The following is a 15,176-nucleotide window of genomic DNA, read 5'->3' as shown; positions in this document are numbered from 1 at the left end:
TTAATAAAGAAAAACTGTTGGGAAAATTAATGTTACTTTGAATTTTCGAATAAGTTTCAAAAATCGCGAGAAAAATGTTAATAATAATTGTTTGTCTTTGCTTAAATTCTTTTGCATCAAATAATAATCCGTTTTTCAAAAAATTTATTAAGCGATTTCTACATGACTTAATAAATCAAGCTCTAATGCATGTCTTAGAAACTTAGCTTGAAAAAATGCTAACTTTGATTATAAGATATTATAATCTTAAAAGTCTAAATAGGAGAAATTAGAGGATGAAAAAACAAGAAACAGTTTTCGAGGCGTTAAAAGATATTTATCATCATCTGAAAGAATGGTCAGATCCTAGCTCTGCTTTAAAAAAGGGTAATCTCTTGCCACTGGCGATTGTAATTTTTTGTTTTCCAATTCCAAACGCAATTTTTTTACAAAAAAATGATTTTAGAAGTGGTTTAATTGCCCTAGTATCTCTAATTATAGCTTCTGCTGATATTTTTATTTATCAGCACTTATTGAAAAAAAGTATTGATAATGGTATGTATACCCAAAAAATTAAACATTCAAGTATGATAGTATCTGGTTTAAGAGGACTAGTTATTGCAATAGCTGGAATAGAAGTAATTCAGTCTTTCGCAAAAGTTAAAATAAATCTAGGGTTAGTAGTTCTGCTGGCGATTGTAGCAAGTGCGATAGGTGTCGGCCTTCAAAAATTGTTTATTAACCACCATTCTTAGTTTTTTGATAAGTATGTAAAAATTGAATATGAGAGAAACAAATAATGAACAAGTTAAATAAAAGTAAATTTTACATTTGCAATAACAAAGATTTAGGTAAAATTAATAGTGGGGTTAAAAGAGCGACAATGATGCTATAGATTTTTAATTACTATTGGAAAATTAATTAGAAATCTTCAAAATGTTTTTTCCTAAATTATAGAATGAAGTTGGACATTTGCCCTGATTAGAAAATAAAAAGTTACCATAGAACTTGCTTAATTCTAACATATCTAGGCGGCATCTAAAGGGTCGACATCTTGCTTTTCGACTGGGTAAGGGCATGGGTCCTCGCATCAAATAAGGTTTCCAGGTTATGTGAAGGTATATTTGAGGAAGAGGCAATAAGATAATTATTGGATATTATAATGACAGAATTAAAAAGTAAGAAAAAAGAAACTAGTAATAAAACTAGTTTCTTTTTTTGCTGAAAACGAGCCCAGTCATTGAATAATAGTAAATAGATGACAGACAAAGCTATGTTAATGAGTGGAGGATATACCAATATAATACTGTGTCTTAATATTTTGAGTTTTAGTAATATCTTGGTGCAGTAAGTAATCTAAAGTAATATTAAAAATGTCGCTTAATTTTAATAAAGTTTCGAGATCAGGCACACTACGATCATTTTCCCAGCTTGAAATTGTTTTTTTTGATACAAGTAGTTGATTGCCAAGTTGCTCTTGAGTAAGCCTGTTTTTGGTACGATAAAACTTAATTTTTAAACCACCTTTTCAAAATTTCATATACATATAAATATATATTAAACCATTTTTTAACTAAATTTAAAAATCAATTTGGTCTTAATAATTTGTACCTAGCACTAACTACCAATTATTCATAGACTGTTGTTAGGTCTACTTTAAATTGTTAATAGATGTTGCTTAACTATAAATGATCAAAAAATCCTTCTAAATAGAGTCTTTTGAACTATGTCTTAGAAACTTAGCTTGAAAAAATACTTGCTTCAAGCATAAAATATTTGGCGTAAAGTGTTTTCATTACAAACTAAGATTGCATCATAGGAGTTCTGAAAGATATATTTTCTCACATTTTAAAATGGGAAAACCAAAATTCTGACCAAACTGGAATAAGAGATACATTTTTAAAATTAATGACTATTTAAAAGGAAGTTTTAATTTATATAGCTACAATGAATACAATCTTTATTTAGTTGAGGCTCAAACCAAATTATCAGCTAAGCAGGCGAAAATAATTCGCTACGGCATGAAGGGTGATGCAGCAATTCTAATAAAAAAAGAAAACGCTCTATCTTATTTTATAAATCAATTATTTAGAAAAAATTAAAAAGGCGGTTTTATATGCTGAAAATTGAACATCTTAGTAAAAAGTTTGGTAACAAGGTCGCACTAGATGATATTGGTTTTGTAGCTGAACCAGGTAAAATTTTAGGACTAATTGGTCAAAATGGTGCAGGTAAAACTACAACTTTTCATAGTATTTTGAACTTTATTAGCTATGACGGTAAGATTTCCTGGGAAAATAAACAGATAACTGAAGATAATTTTGATCAAATTGGTTATTTACCTGAAGAGCGCAGTTTGATGCAAAAGTTGACGCTTCAAAACCAAATTATTTATTATGCTCAACTTAAAGGGATGAAAAAGCAAGATATTTTAAGTAAAATCGATGCTTGGCTAGATCGCTTTGAGGTCAATGGAAATAAATCTGACAAAATAAAGACTTTATCAAAGGGTAATCAGCAGAAAGTACAGCTGATTTGTACTTTGATTCATCAACCAAAATTAATTATCTTAGACGAACCATTTAGTGGGCTTGATCCAATTAATGCGGAATTACTAAAAACAGCAATTCTAGACGCCAAGAATAATGGAGCTATCATTATTTATTCAAGTCATGATATGGTGAATGTTGAGGAAATTTGCGATTCACTTTTGATGCTCAGAAAAGACCAAGTGGTTTTAAAAGGTCCGGTTGAAGAAATTCGAAATTCGTTTTCTAAAAATGAAATTCTTGTCAAAACAGCTACACCGCTAGCAGAACTAATTAAATTGCCACATGTTCAAACTGTTGAGCAGAGGAAAAATAATCGCTATTTATTAAGAATAGATGACGAAAAAAGCGGTCCAGAAGTCTTTGCAGCTTTGACAAAAGATCAGTATATTGAAGAATATCAGCAGCAAGCACCAACTTTAGCTGAAATTTTTCGGATGAAAGCGAGTGAGAAGAATGCGTAAATTTGCTATTGTTGTTTGGCACACATTTTGCAAACAAGTAAAATCATGGTCTTTCGTGATGTTATTTTCAGTACCACTTTTGCTCTTAGCTGTTACATTTGGAACCGAATACTTCATTATTAACAGCATGGGTGACACTTATGCTGTTGTCAGCAATAATCCGGATATAAGTAAACCTTTTGTAAAAGCTAATGTTGAAGATTACGTTGATGACACTATCAAAACAGTTTCAATTGCTAAAAAGAGTTTACAAAATGTTGATATTGACGGTTATGTTGATATTGAAGTTAAACGTGGTCAAATTCAAGCCGATTACTTTGGTACTAAGAAAATTGATTCAAAGTTTAAAAAGAGATTAGTAAAATACCTGAAGCAACTTCAAAATGAGCGTAGCAAGAAAGATTCTAAACTAAACTCATCTCAGACTCATCTGACTCCAGTATTAAGCGAGCACTTGCAGAAGATGACCATTAATCTCGGTGAAGATCCTTATCTATTTTTATCGACTATATTTGGAATTATGTTTGTTATCGTTGGTATTTATACTAATATTACCGCACAAGAAATTGCTGCTGATAAAGGGACAAAGATAATTGAGGTTATTTTTTCAAGCATTTCTGCCGTTAAATATTTCGCTGGAAAAATTACTGGTATTTTAGGGCTGGTAGTTTTTCAATTATTGATTTATTTAATCATTGGAGCTACTGGGCTAGAAATGATTAAACATATACCGCAAGCTGCTCCTTTTATGGCGCAAACTAATTTATTAGCTTACGCCCGAGCTATTGTCCAAAGTCTTTTAGGAATTAAACTAGTATATCTTTTATTGGGAATAATTCTATTCATGATTTTAGCGGCATATTGTGGAGCAGTGGTCAAACGGACAGAAGATGCTTCAAAAGCTGCACAGCCAGTTACTTACTTCTCATTTGTTATCTTATTTATTGGATTAACATCAAGCAATATCAGTACACTAAAGAATCCTATTATAATTTTTTTATCCTTTATTCCTGGATTCTCATCGTTTTTCATGCCTTTACGCTTAATTACTAAAACGGCTAATAATTGGGAGAGTGCCTTTTCTTTGCTTATTTTAATTGGATGCATTGGTTTACTAATATTTTTTGTTGGCAAATCATATAAACGGTTAATGTTGCAAAACGATAGTAAGCCATTTTGGCAAAAATCAAAGAAGTCATAGTTAAAATGGACAACAATTATAAGAACAAATTTGGCAAAATTGTAAAATTAATTTTGCAGTTTTGCCAATATCATGTATAATTATGGTTGTTGTGGAGAGTTGGCAGAGTGGTAATGCACCGGACTCGAAATCCGGCGAACCAAGTATTCCTTGGCGCGCAGGTTCAAATCCTGTACTCTCCTTAATACAGTGCTTGAAAGCATTGGTATAACAGCATTTAAAATATAAATGTTCGCCAAATGCTCGCCGAAGTAATAAAAATGACTTATCTAAATTAATAGATAGGTCATTTTTATATCTCATTAAGTATGTTCTCAATTTTGTCATCTTGTTGAGCCTTATATTCTTCTAACATGTAAGCATATGCTTTGGCTGTTATAGTCATATTTGAGTGTCCTAAACGCTTAGAAATAGCATATAGATCAATTCCTTTAAAAAGAAGCATAGCCACATGTGTGTGTCTTAGACTATGAAAATGGAAACCACTTCGATTAATATTGCATTCTTTTAAGTGGATGCGCAAAACTTTATTTATGCCAGCGGGTGATGGAAGCTTACCATTTTTGTCTGCAAAGATAAATTTTTGATTATTAGTGTTAAGCTGTTGCAATAAATTTAGCAAACTATTATTGACTCTAATCGTTCTAACAGAAGAAGGGGTTTTAGGTTCTTTAAGCTTGTTATTGATATAATCGTAAGTCTTAGTGATTGAAATGGTATTTCTTTTAAAATTAATATCTGTCCATTCAAGAGCCATGATTTCGCCAATTCGCATTCCAGTATAAAGTGCAGTTATTATCATGTAGCGACTCGTAAAACGTGGATTAATTTTATTTTTTAAATTTGCAAGTAATGCAACAACTTCTTTATTAGTTAAATAATCAACCGTTCTAGTTTTGTCTTTATCCCAAATCAAATTAATTCGTTTAGTAAAATCAGTGGTAATAATCTTATCAGCAATTGCGTCATTCACGCAAGCGCTAATTGTACTATGATTTTTTTGTACTGTTATTTTAGCGTGTTTGCTACCATATTCGTTAATAAATTTTTGATATTGAGATCGACTAATTTTACTTAGTTTTTGATTTTTAAAATATTCTTTTAGGTGCTTGTAAATTTGGTAATATCTATCAACAGAAGTAGTTGTCTTACCGGGGATGCGATAAGTTTGGGCCCAATCTAAAAAGTATTCAATAAAAATAGGGTCATAATTTGTTATTTGATTTTTATCTTTAGCAACTTCGAATTCATTAGCCCACTTTTTAGCTTGAGTCTTAGTAGCAAAGCCACTTTTGGTTTTATACTTCCTAGTATTGTCTGTGTCATACCACGACACTTGTGCCTGCCAACTGTTGCCGCGTTTTTTGAAATATGCCATATTTATTTTCCTTTTAAAATTTGCTAAAATAGGGTAGACAAAAAGCTTTGGCTAATTGTCTACAATGTGAAGCCTTTAAGAATAGTTTTCCAGACGAGTTCTTAAAGGCTTTTTGTTATATTTTGATAAAATTGTATTTATTTTCTGAAAATTCTAGATTAACTTTTGGACTTGAAAAGAAAAGTTCTTCTTTTTTACCTCTGTTTTTATTGTTAGCAGTATAGTTTAATGAATATAAATATTTTTGTTGAACAGTATTATAAAAATCTAGAATAGGTTTGGCATTATCATAGGTTAATATCCATTTATAATCAGATAATTCAATTATGTTTTTGGCCAATTTTTCATGTCCATGATGATCTAGAGATGAAAAATATAAATTTTTACCTTGATAATAGTAAGGTGGATCAAAAAATATAAAAGAATTATCCTTATCGGTTGATCTTCTAATTTCTTTAATTAATTCAATTGCGTCAATATTAGTTAAATTAATTCGATTTTTATTTGATGAAATAAACTTGATTTTTTTGACTAGAGCATCGATGTTGAGTCGATCATATAATTTGGTGTTGCTTGTTTGATGATAACCACCAATAGGGCCACCACTTATAATTCCACTTCGATTGGTTCTATTTAAAAATAAAGTGGCAAATGCACCATCGAATGAAACTGGGTTGTTTTTTTCTTTAAGATATATTTCTTTTTGCTTTCTCCAAAAGTTTATCAATAATTCAGTGTCATCTATTCTATTCTTGTATGAAAACGGTAATTCAATTAGCTTTGAAATTAAAAGCTTAGGTGAATTTAATATATGATACCAAACAGAGTAAATAGATGGGTCAAAATCATTAATCCAAATATTATCTACTACATTGTTTTTGATAAGTTTTAATGGAATTCCAGCGCCGCCAGCAAAAGGTTCTATGTATGTTTTAACGGGGTGATTCAGTTGGATTAAGCTAAAAACAAAATCATAAAATTGTGTTTTCCCACCTGGATATCTAAAAGGTGATTCTATTTTAGGCATAATTATCGCCTCCTCAATGAGAAGTATAATGTAAATAGGTGACTTTGGCCAGACTTATCTATAGATTATTACTTTTGATCATTTTGCTTGCATTATTTATTTTATTTATAAATTCTTTCATAAAATCAACAAGTTCGTTTTGAACTTCTGTTTGATTATAATAGTCAGTTAATATATCTGTTTCTTTTGAAAAATCAAAAATTTCTGTTTGTAATTTTTTCTTTAAATTGCTTTCAAAAAATGATTTGTCTATATTCTTTGATTTTGTTTCAAATTTGTTCTGTATTTGGTCTGTGGTATACATGGTATGTATTTTGCTGTTCTTATCCAAATCTCTCCAAAATTTATAATGTTTAGAAGGATTATTTGCATATTCTCGTATAATATTAAATAAAAATAATTCTGGTGGAAAAACTGTAGGCAAAGAAATAGCATTAAATAAATCATTTTCTCTAGGTGCAATCTCTTTTAAATATTTCTCATCCATGTATGCTCTTTTTATATCAAGATTACCTTCAAGATGACCATCACCATCTAGCAACAAAACTACTTGCTTAAAATATGCATCGTTGACTTGTAATTGTCGTAGTTGTTCTTTACCTAAGTGGAGTGCTATAGGCTTGAAATTTGGTAAATTGGGATATTTAGTATTGTCAATATTATTAATAATAAAGAGATCTTTATATGCTTTTATAAGCAAATTTAATGTAGCTACAGTTTGATCATCTTCTGCATATACTTTAACCATAGGTATACTAGACCTTGTTTCATCATATAAATTTGCCTTTAAAGAAGTATAGTCTTTAAAGTATGTTGGAGCAGGAATATTTCTATCCTTAAAATACACAAGTTGATAATCTGAAGGATTACTAGATTGTAATCTCAAAATTTCATTTAAAACGACTAATGAATGAGAAGTTAAAATAATTTGTAAATTTAATTCTTTACTTAAATTATCTAAAAGACCGATTAAATTAATTATGGCACCTGGATGTAAAGAGGCGTCTACTTCATCTATACATAAAACTCCTCCAGTATAGTTTTTGTTAGTAATTTTTAAATTATAAAAATCTAAAAGGCAAGAAATAATAGAACTTAAATTGTCTTCGCCTACAGAAATAGTTTCATTAGTAGTTCCAATTATATCCATTTTTATATGCACTTTTTTGGTAACTGCTTTTGTAACTAAGGACATTTGATCTGTCTTAAAGTCAATTGAGCCAGGTAAAACCATGTTATAAAATTCTGCATATTTTTCGTATAATTTGTTTTTATAAATGTTTGAATTTCTATATATAATGTGATACTCATTATGTTTCGATAATTCATGCTCCCCTAATGGATATAATCTTGAAAGACTTAAATAAATAGTAGGAATGGGGGCACGTGATGAATCACCAATATTTAATTTTTCTTTTAATACTTGAGCAGCTTTTTTATTTGATAAGTTACTACCTTCAGGTGAACAAGTACGTGGTAAAGGACGAATACCTCTATTCGTTTTTGTATCATCCCTAAAACTTATTCTTTTGGCAAAAGAAACTTTTGCTGTAGAGAAGGTAATTGAAAGCTTGTAGTCTTTAAATTTTTCTGTTGGAGATATTTTGAAATATTCATTAAATTCTGGCTGAAATTGTGCACCATTCAATCGTTTAGCTTTTGTTCCAGTTGTGGAAGCAATAAGTGATAATAAGCTTGATTTACCAACACCGTTGACCCCTGATAAGACAGTGATTCTAGAGCCCAATCTAAAATTAAATTTTTTAAATTTTCTAAAATTTTCAACATAAAAATTATCGATCTTCATCATTATATCTCCATATCTCCAAAATATCTTCTTCCGCTTAGTGTCACTTGCGTTATGGACGTAAAATTAATCGGTTTAAATTTATACTACTATTTTAAGCGTGTTGTTATATTAGCCTTCAAGATTCAAATTCGACCCGAGTCTTGAATGTTTTTTTCTTTTTAAAACAATAAATCGTTGTGTTTTCTAAATAATTCAACCATAGAATCATACATGCGTACCGGTATACCGTAGGCACGCATAAATTCACTTGGTTCATTAAAGCAATCATATTGTCGTGTGGCGTAGTCAAAGATTAGGTTCAGTGAATACAAGTCAGCATGATGCTCTTTAGATGTTAAAGCATTACCACAATAATAAGAAAGACCAACGTCTCCATCCATTAGATGTCCTATTTCATGGCCAATAATGAAAGGTAATTCAGATTTATTTTTCCAATTAGTGTTAATAATAATTAAATTTCTAGTTTTATCAGCAAGGGGGCGATACTCTTCATCTTTAGAAATTTGAGCAACGCCAAATCCTTGTGAAAAAGCGAAGTCAAACAAAAATTGCATTAAGTCAGTCAAAAAATCACCGCTTCCTACCGTGTTCAATATCAGAATCCATCAAATTTTTTATAATATCTAGATAATCATCTGGAATAGGGCGACCGCGATAAGATAATAATTCGTCGTTTTCTATGTCTACTGCGTGATGATCTTTAGAAACAGGTGAGGAATCGTCAGTGTTGCCCAAAAGGTAATCGGTGGAAACATCGAAATACTTAGCGACTTTCGATATTTTGTCTATTGAAGGGTTGGACGATTTCCATGTTGAAATTATTCCATTAGAAAATTGTAAAGACCTTTCAAGCTCCGCAAGGCTAATTTTATGCTGACTTGCTAACTCATAAATTCTACTATATATGGTAGAGACGGTGGCTTTGTTTTTACGTTCCATATTAATCTCCGAAAATATTTTGTGTTTTATTATTGACTTCGAAAATAATCGGTGTTAATATTTAAGTGTGCTTAGGGAAGCATGAAAGCATTCAAAAAATCAATACCGAAAACGGCTATTAGAGCCTTATTTGTTACGCTTTAATAATAGAATATTTTCGGTACCGTGTCAATGAAGAATGTATATTTTCTTAGAAAATTTTAGATTTTTTAGAAGAGAGGCGAAAATATGTCGTTATATACAGCAGTTAAAACTGTTGCTAATCGAAATGATAAGTCGATTTATCAAATAGAAAAAGACTTACGTCTATCAAATGGCTCGATTAGTAAATGGAATAAAAGTGTTCCAAGAGCAGACTCATTGCAAGAAGTTGCAGATTATCTTGGAGTAACTACACAGTATTTATTTAGCTTAGCTAGAAAGGATAAAGTCAATGAATGATTTAAAAGTTATTGGGAAAGAACATATCGGAAAAATTGAGTTTACTGGAATTGAAGGTGGATTTGGCAAGAACAAAAAGGCAATGCTTGTTAAAGACATTGCAAAAATACACGATAGTACTACTAAGCGTATCAATGAATTGATTAATCGAAATATTGGTCGTTTTAAAAATAATATTGACGTTATTGATCTTTTGACGAGCAACAAATTTAAGGTCGTTTTGAACGACCTTAAATTTTCAGCAAAAACAATTAGCAATTCAAAGAATGTTTATCTTTTATCCGAACGTGGTTATGCTAAATTGCTGAAAATCTTAGATGATGACAAAGCATGGGACATATACGATGAGTTGGTAGATAACTACTTCAATATGAGAAAAACAATTAAAAATGATGTATCAATGTTTGATGAACTAAGCCCGGACTTGCAAATGTTCAAAAAGATTTTTGATAATGCTGCTGAACAACAATTGGCAATCAAAAAGGTTGACCATAAGCTAGACAATATTACTGAGATTGTTAGCTTGAGTACGACCGGCTGGCGTAAAACAGCGCAGAGCCTTATTCATAAAATGGCTAAAACAGAAGGTGGATTTGGAGCATATCAGCAGATCCAATCAGATATTTATAAAGAAACTGATGAGCGAGCTGGTTCAAGTCTAAAGACGCGATTGACCAACAAGCGTAAAACTATGGCACTAAATGGAGCAAGTAAATCAGCTATTGAAAAAGTCAACAGATTAGATGTACTTGCTGACGATAAACGGCTGCTACAAATTTATATGGGCGTAGTTAAGGACTTCGCCATTAAATACAAAGTTTGGGAAAAGGAATATTAATTTAGGAGTTCAAATATGAAGTATACAAAAGAAGAATTTGATAAGCACGATAAAGAAATGATGAATGATGTTGCTGAACTTGAGCAATTAGTTGAGTGGGCACAGCAAGACAATACTGCATTTACTGAAATAGATGGCGTTAAGTATGGTTCAGCTCATCTATGGCGTGAGGTTGCAGAAAAGGCATTAGATTTAGCAAATCAGCAAGAATGGTTTGATCGTTATGAAGCTAAAGAGGTGTAGTTATGGGAAAAGACAGCACTAAAAAAGAGCAATCAAATGATTACTCGAAAATTTTAAAACAAAATACAAAAAGTTATGGCGTTATCTTTTATGCTCATGATAGAGACAACAGCAAAGTACCTTTAGCCACAATGTCATTGGAGCCAAATGAACTAAAACGGGCAACTTTGATTGATGAAAAATATTCAAGAATTTTAACAGGAATAGCTAAGGAATGTGGTCTGTCACAAAAGATTTATGTGTGGATTGATGGAACCGAATTCAAAATTAAGAAGCCAGAAGAGCTTAATCTAGAACGATTAAAAAATATTATTAATGATTCAAAAAATGATATTGCTCAGTGAGAACAATATCAGTCATAACTACTTAATATTTTCTAAGTAATTGTATCCAGACATAGTTACATTATCAACTATAAAGTCGAGCATACCAAAGCCTAATGTTGGTGCCGGCTTACCTTCAATATAGCCTCTATCTAAAAGCATAGATAATGCGCTTGAAATAGTCTCTCTATCATATTTTCTAAGCGTATCTGTTTCAACAATAGCGTTTAGATGTAGTGGTCTATTATTTTGAAGGTTTTGCTCAAGATAGAGCAAAACGTCACGAATGCAGTCTTGATCAAGTTTCATATAATCACCTCCTTAGTTGAGATGACTTAATTATATCAAGAAAGGAAGAAAACTAATGGAAACGAAAGATGTCATTGAATTGCTAATTCCAACTACTACGCTAATTACCGCTATGGATGCAATCATGAAGGAGCGTGGTTACGTTCCAGCTGAGTCACTGGTGGGCAAAACCATCAAGACGAAAGAATTTAGCGAAAATTATTGCGGAAATAGAGCACCTGAGTGGATACGGACGTTTGTTTTTGACGCATATCCTGAAGTGGACGTTAAAAATGGCGGTTGGGTAGTCCATCCTCGACGCACTAAGAATGGAAAGACAACAATTATTTTTGAGAATAGGGGAGCCAAATGGATGGAAGAACACCAATTAGAAATAGACTGGGATGCAAAATTACCATGATTGAAAGGATATTGAAAAAATGGGCAAACTTTTTAAGCACCTACACAGACATCGAACTGCACACCAGAAAGTCACTGACAATCTCATTATTACTAGTCATTGTTGGGCTGGTATTAACGATTTGTCTACTATCGCAACCGGAGTTGATTCCCGGAACATAAAAAGAGTCCGACGGCAATCGGGCTCAAATCTAAAAAAATAACAACTAAGGAGATTATAACACAAATGAAACTTTTTGAAATTAATGATGCGATTAAGCAGATTATGGATAGAGATGACCTTGACCCTGTAGCAATGAAAGACACGCTTGACTCACTTGAATTAGCACGTGATGAAAAGCTAGATAGCTTAGCAGCTGTTATTGAAAAGTGCTGTGCTGAAGATGATTTCTTAACGCAAAAGATTAGAAAGCTGACCGATCAGAAGCATTTTAATGAAAATCGTATTAACAACTTGCAAGAGTATATGACCAGTATCTTAGACGAAGCCAAAATAAAGAAGCTGCAAACTAAGAATCATATCTTAAAGCCACGCAATTATCGGGATAAGACAATTGTTTCAGATGGTAATTTATTACCGCAGGAATACAAGATTAAAGAAGAAGTCATCAAGATTGACCGAAAGAAGATTTATCAGGACTTGAAAGACGGTAAAGAAGTTGCAGGAGCACACTTGAAGCCTAACCGTAAGACAGTAATTAGCTAAGGGGGAGTAGCACAATGACGGAAGATAAAAAGAGTGTCTTTGCTACCTTATCGGAAATTGACGTTAGTCCTTATTTGGATAAAAAGGGCAGGCTAGATTATCTTAGCTGGGCGAATGCATGGAAACTTGTTAAGCGAGCATATCCAGATGCAAATTACAAAATTACAGAATTTCCTGAGTATGTCTTAACTAAAGATGGTTGGGTAGCAACAGGTAGGGATGTTGATTATCGGCAAACTGCTGCTGGATATGAAGTTGAAGCAGTAGTGACCATTGAGGGACAAGATTACAGTTCAAAATTGTTTGTCATGGATTACCGCAACAAAGCTTTATCTAAAGCAACTTATTTTGACATTAATAAGACGCAACAACGAGCTTTGGTAAAGGCTTTAGCAATTGCTGGCTTAGGCTTAAGTGTCTATGCAGGGGAGGATTTACCTGAGGAGAAGAGCAATGAGCAAGCATCTAAATCACGGCAAGCAACATCAACTAGAAAACAGCCAGCAAAGCCACAATTTACTGACCAACAATTATTGGATTATGAAATTACTGACAAAAAGGGCACTGTCAAACTAGTTCAAGTGGTAGCAGAAGCTATTAATGGTAACCCCGATAGTGCAGCAACGATTAAAAGTTTAGGTGGCGAAAGTCACGAAGCTTATAAGCAAATTTACGCTAGGAAGCTATATAAGAGTTGGTTAGACACGCAACAGGTAGGGGAGTAATCAAATGAAAGCAAAATGGTTATACAGCAAACACCCGATTGTCATTGATACTGACCTCGCAGTTGCACTAGGGTCAAATGGCGATAGAGAAGCAATGGTTTTGCAACAATTAAATTATTGGCTGCATTCAAACATAGCTAAAAAAATTGATAGCAGAATGTGGATTTACAACTCGTTTGAAAATTGGCAAAAAGATAACTTTCCATGGTTATCGGTTCGAACTGTTAGAAGAATTTTTAACAATCTAGAGGAAAAAGGGATTGTTTTAACTGGAAATTTTAATAAAGCAGGATTTGATAAGACCAAATGGTACTCGATTGATGAAGATGCACTGAATGACTTAATGAGCAATGCATGTGGACAAAATGGCCGCTCGATAGTGACAAAATGTCCACATGGAGATGGACAGAATGACCACACCAATACCAGAGACTACACAGAGACTACTACAGATAAAGATATATATAGTTCCGCCAAGGCAGAACCAGCTATCTACAAAGAAGTGATTGACTATCTTAACGAGAAGGCAGGCACTAAGTACAAGTCATCATCTGCGTTCAGCAAGCGATTGATAGATGCACGGGTCAAAGAAGGGTACTCATTAGAAGATTTCAAAATGGTCATCCAAAACAAGTGCGCAACTTGGCTACACGATTCTAAGATGAATAAGTATCTCCGACCTCAAACGCTGTTTGGGACTAAGTTTGAGGGGTATCTCAACGAAAAAACGCCGAATGTACCCCAACACGCTGATTTTGCTCCAGATGCATTTACTAACGGTGAGATTGAGGGCGTTAATGAGGATGAATTACCGTTCTAGGAGGATAAAATGACAGGAATTACACAGGAAACTATCAGGATGATTGAGCATCGCCTCCGTAAGTCGGATAAGACGTGCCCTAAGCATCCCGAAAGCCACTTAGTCTATCTAAGCGGAATTGACAAAGTAACACCATTCTGTGAAGTTTGCCAGCATGAGCAAATCCAAGAACAGGATAGACGGATGCATGAGAACTTGCGAATACAGCAAAACAAGGGCTTTTTAAAGAGGGCGTCATTAGTTGACCGTAGAGATGTGTTCAGCTGCACTTTTGATGATTTTAAAGCACAAAACAATTCTACCGAGGCAGTAGCAAAGCAGAGTGCTCGACTAATTGCAGGAGCATATCTTAAATATCCTGACAAAAAGGGGAATAGCTTGTTTTATGGCAATGCTGGAGCTGGAAAGACTCATTTAGCTATGGCTATTTTAAACGCCGTTAATGACAACGCAGAGCCAATGCAGAAGTGTCTATTTCTAAGTGTCAATAAATTAATCCGAGAGATGAAAAACTGGTTTAACGACAAAGCCTGCATTTGGTCACCTAAGCATGTGACTGATGTAGTTAAAGCAGCCGATTTGGTAGTTTTAGATGATTTGGGCGCTGAGAGTGCCAATAGTGAAGCTACCAGTTTTGTGCAAGACACTATCTTCGATATTTATGAAAGCAATCAGCGCATTATTACGACCACCAACTTGAGCATGGATGAACTCTACCGAACATACCACGCTAGATTGGTTAGCAGAATGCAGGAAGGAGACAAGGGTCATGTCATTGATTTTACGAGAATCGCTGACAAGCGCTCAAGGCTATAAGTGGGCGTCTGACTGGGACAGCATCTACTCAAAAATATGGCACGAGAGGGCAGAACGACAATACGAATACGACTGTGAGCATGGTATTGGCGCTTTTCAAAGAAAAGAACAAGAAGAACTACAAAAGGCACATCAGTTTTTTGTGGATTTTGAAAAGAAGTATATGGGGGATTAACAATGGTTAACGAAGTAACATTAACGGGCTTTAT

20 protein-coding genes and 1 tRNA gene are annotated in these 15,176 nt (G+C 33.1%); 14 read left to right on the top strand and 7 right to left on the bottom strand.

What is annotated here, in order from left to right:
• Nucleotides 1-275: 275 nt before the first annotated feature.
• Nucleotides 276-734 carry a hypothetical protein gene (locus F5ESL0225_RS04585; protein ID WP_122047965.1) on the top strand — a complete coding sequence of 153 codons (459 nt, stop codon included), beginning with the start codon at nt 276-278 and terminating at the stop codon, nt 732-734.
• 521 nt (nt 735-1,255) lie between these two features.
• Here F5ESL0225_RS04585 and F5ESL0225_RS08565 read toward each other — a convergent pair.
• On the bottom strand, nt 1,256-1,492 hold the full coding sequence (locus F5ESL0225_RS08565) for a helix-turn-helix domain-containing protein (RefSeq protein ID WP_122047964.1): 237 nt from the start codon (nt 1,490-1,492) through the stop codon (nt 1,256-1,258).
• 603 nt (nt 1,493-2,095) lie between these two features.
• Here F5ESL0225_RS08565 and F5ESL0225_RS04575 point away from each other — a divergent pair.
• The 3 genes from F5ESL0225_RS04575 to F5ESL0225_RS04565 all read left to right on the top strand — a co-directional run bounded on the left by F5ESL0225_RS04575 (nt 2,096) and on the right by F5ESL0225_RS04565 (nt 4,375).
• Complete coding sequence (locus F5ESL0225_RS04575; protein WP_122047963.1) at nt 2,096-2,992, top strand: ABC transporter ATP-binding protein; 897 nt, start codon at nt 2,096-2,098, stop codon at nt 2,990-2,992.
• Nucleotides 2,985-4,193, top strand: a complete 1,209-nt coding sequence (locus F5ESL0225_RS04570) for an ABC transporter permease (RefSeq protein ID WP_122047962.1) — start codon at nt 2,985-2,987, stop codon at nt 4,191-4,193. The genes F5ESL0225_RS04575 and F5ESL0225_RS04570 overlap by 8 nt, the downstream gene beginning before the upstream one ends.
• Before the next feature lie 93 nt (nt 4,194-4,286).
• Nucleotides 4,287-4,375 (top strand) — tRNA-Ser (locus F5ESL0225_RS04565).
• Nucleotides 4,376-4,485: 110 nt separating this feature from the next.
• Here F5ESL0225_RS04565 and F5ESL0225_RS04560 read toward each other — a convergent pair.
• The 5 genes from F5ESL0225_RS04560 to F5ESL0225_RS04540 form a co-directional block, all read right to left on the bottom strand.
• Nucleotides 4,486-5,571, bottom strand: coding sequence for a tyrosine-type recombinase/integrase (locus tag F5ESL0225_RS04560; protein ID WP_122047961.1), 1,086 nt, complete (start codon nt 5,569-5,571; stop codon nt 4,486-4,488).
• Between the two features lie 115 nt (nt 5,572-5,686).
• Nucleotides 5,687-6,598, bottom strand: coding sequence for a DNA adenine methylase (locus F5ESL0225_RS04555; protein ID WP_122047960.1), 912 nt, complete (start codon nt 6,596-6,598; stop codon nt 5,687-5,689).
• A 58-nt stretch (nt 6,599-6,656) separates the two neighbouring features.
• Entirely contained in the window at nt 6,657-8,408 is a 1,752-nt protein-coding gene (locus F5ESL0225_RS04550; protein WP_122047959.1) for an AAA family ATPase, read from the bottom strand.
• A gap of 158 nt (nt 8,409-8,566) precedes the next feature.
• Nucleotides 8,567-8,974 (bottom strand): M48 family metalloprotease, encoded by a 408-nt coding sequence (locus F5ESL0225_RS04545; protein WP_122047958.1) that lies wholly within the window; start codon nt 8,972-8,974, stop codon nt 8,567-8,569.
• A gap of 4 nt (nt 8,975-8,978) precedes the next feature.
• The gene (locus F5ESL0225_RS04540; protein WP_122047957.1) at nt 8,979-9,347 is read right to left on the bottom strand and encodes a helix-turn-helix domain-containing protein; all 369 of its coding nucleotides are present in this window, start codon (nt 9,345-9,347) and stop codon (nt 8,979-8,981) included.
• A gap of 228 nt (nt 9,348-9,575) precedes the next feature.
• Here F5ESL0225_RS04540 and F5ESL0225_RS04535 point away from each other — a divergent pair, with 228 nt between their 5' ends.
• From F5ESL0225_RS04535 to F5ESL0225_RS04520, 4 genes are read left to right on the top strand one after another with little or no spacing between them, the layout of a single operon-like run.
• Nucleotides 9,576-9,788 carry a helix-turn-helix transcriptional regulator gene (locus F5ESL0225_RS04535; RefSeq protein ID WP_122047956.1) on the top strand — a complete coding sequence of 71 codons (213 nt, stop codon included), beginning with the start codon at nt 9,576-9,578 and terminating at the stop codon, nt 9,786-9,788.
• On the top strand, nt 9,781-10,626 hold the full coding sequence (locus F5ESL0225_RS04530) for an ORF6N domain-containing protein (protein ID WP_122047955.1): 846 nt from the start codon (nt 9,781-9,783) through the stop codon (nt 10,624-10,626). The genes F5ESL0225_RS04535 and F5ESL0225_RS04530 overlap by 8 nt, the downstream gene beginning before the upstream one ends.
• Nucleotides 10,627-10,641: 15 nt before the next feature.
• A complete protein-coding gene (locus tag F5ESL0225_RS04525; RefSeq protein WP_122047954.1) occupies nt 10,642-10,869 on the top strand; it encodes a hypothetical protein in 228 nt (75 codons plus the stop codon).
• 2 nt (nt 10,870-10,871) lie between these two features.
• Complete coding sequence (locus F5ESL0225_RS04520; RefSeq protein WP_122047953.1) at nt 10,872-11,213, top strand: hypothetical protein; 342 nt, start codon at nt 10,872-10,874, stop codon at nt 11,211-11,213.
• A gap of 18 nt (nt 11,214-11,231) precedes the next feature.
• Here F5ESL0225_RS04520 and F5ESL0225_RS04515 read toward each other — a convergent pair whose 3' ends face one another.
• Complete coding sequence (locus tag F5ESL0225_RS04515; protein ID WP_122047952.1) at nt 11,232-11,501, bottom strand: DUF2513 domain-containing protein; 270 nt, start codon at nt 11,499-11,501, stop codon at nt 11,232-11,234.
• 79 nt (nt 11,502-11,580) lie between these two features.
• Between F5ESL0225_RS04515 and F5ESL0225_RS04510 the strand changes: the two genes are divergently transcribed.
• The 6 genes from F5ESL0225_RS04510 (at nt 11,581) to F5ESL0225_RS04485 (ending at nt 15,142) form a co-directional block, all read left to right on the top strand.
• The gene (locus F5ESL0225_RS04510) at nt 11,581-11,901 is read left to right on the top strand and encodes a DUF771 domain-containing protein (protein WP_233554101.1); all 321 of its coding nucleotides are present in this window, start codon (nt 11,581-11,583) and stop codon (nt 11,899-11,901) included.
• Between the two features lie 225 nt (nt 11,902-12,126).
• Nucleotides 12,127-12,606, top strand: coding sequence for a siphovirus Gp157 family protein (locus F5ESL0225_RS04505; RefSeq protein WP_122047951.1), 480 nt, complete (start codon nt 12,127-12,129; stop codon nt 12,604-12,606).
• A gap of 14 nt (nt 12,607-12,620) precedes the next feature.
• Complete coding sequence (locus tag F5ESL0225_RS04500) at nt 12,621-13,331, top strand: DUF1071 domain-containing protein (RefSeq protein ID WP_122047950.1); 711 nt, start codon at nt 12,621-12,623, stop codon at nt 13,329-13,331.
• A 4-nt stretch (nt 13,332-13,335) separates the two neighbouring features.
• The gene (locus tag F5ESL0225_RS04495) at nt 13,336-14,151 is read left to right on the top strand and encodes a conserved phage C-terminal domain-containing protein (protein ID WP_122047949.1); all 816 of its coding nucleotides are present in this window, start codon (nt 13,336-13,338) and stop codon (nt 14,149-14,151) included.
• 9 nt (nt 14,152-14,160) lie between these two features.
• Nucleotides 14,161-14,967, top strand: a complete 807-nt coding sequence (locus F5ESL0225_RS04490; RefSeq protein WP_122047948.1) for a DnaA ATPase domain-containing protein — start codon at nt 14,161-14,163, stop codon at nt 14,965-14,967.
• A complete protein-coding gene (locus tag F5ESL0225_RS04485) occupies nt 14,921-15,142 on the top strand; it encodes a hypothetical protein (protein WP_122047947.1) in 222 nt (73 codons plus the stop codon). The genes F5ESL0225_RS04490 and F5ESL0225_RS04485 overlap by 47 nt, the downstream gene beginning before the upstream one ends.
• Nucleotides 15,143-15,176: the final 34 nt, after the last annotated feature.

The sequence above is a fragment of the Lactobacillus sp. ESL0225 genome (assembly GCF_003692905.1).
GTDB classification, from domain to species: domain Bacteria; phylum Bacillota; class Bacilli; order Lactobacillales; family Lactobacillaceae; genus Lactobacillus; species Lactobacillus bombicola.
This window is presented reverse-complemented; position numbering and strand designations above follow the sequence as displayed.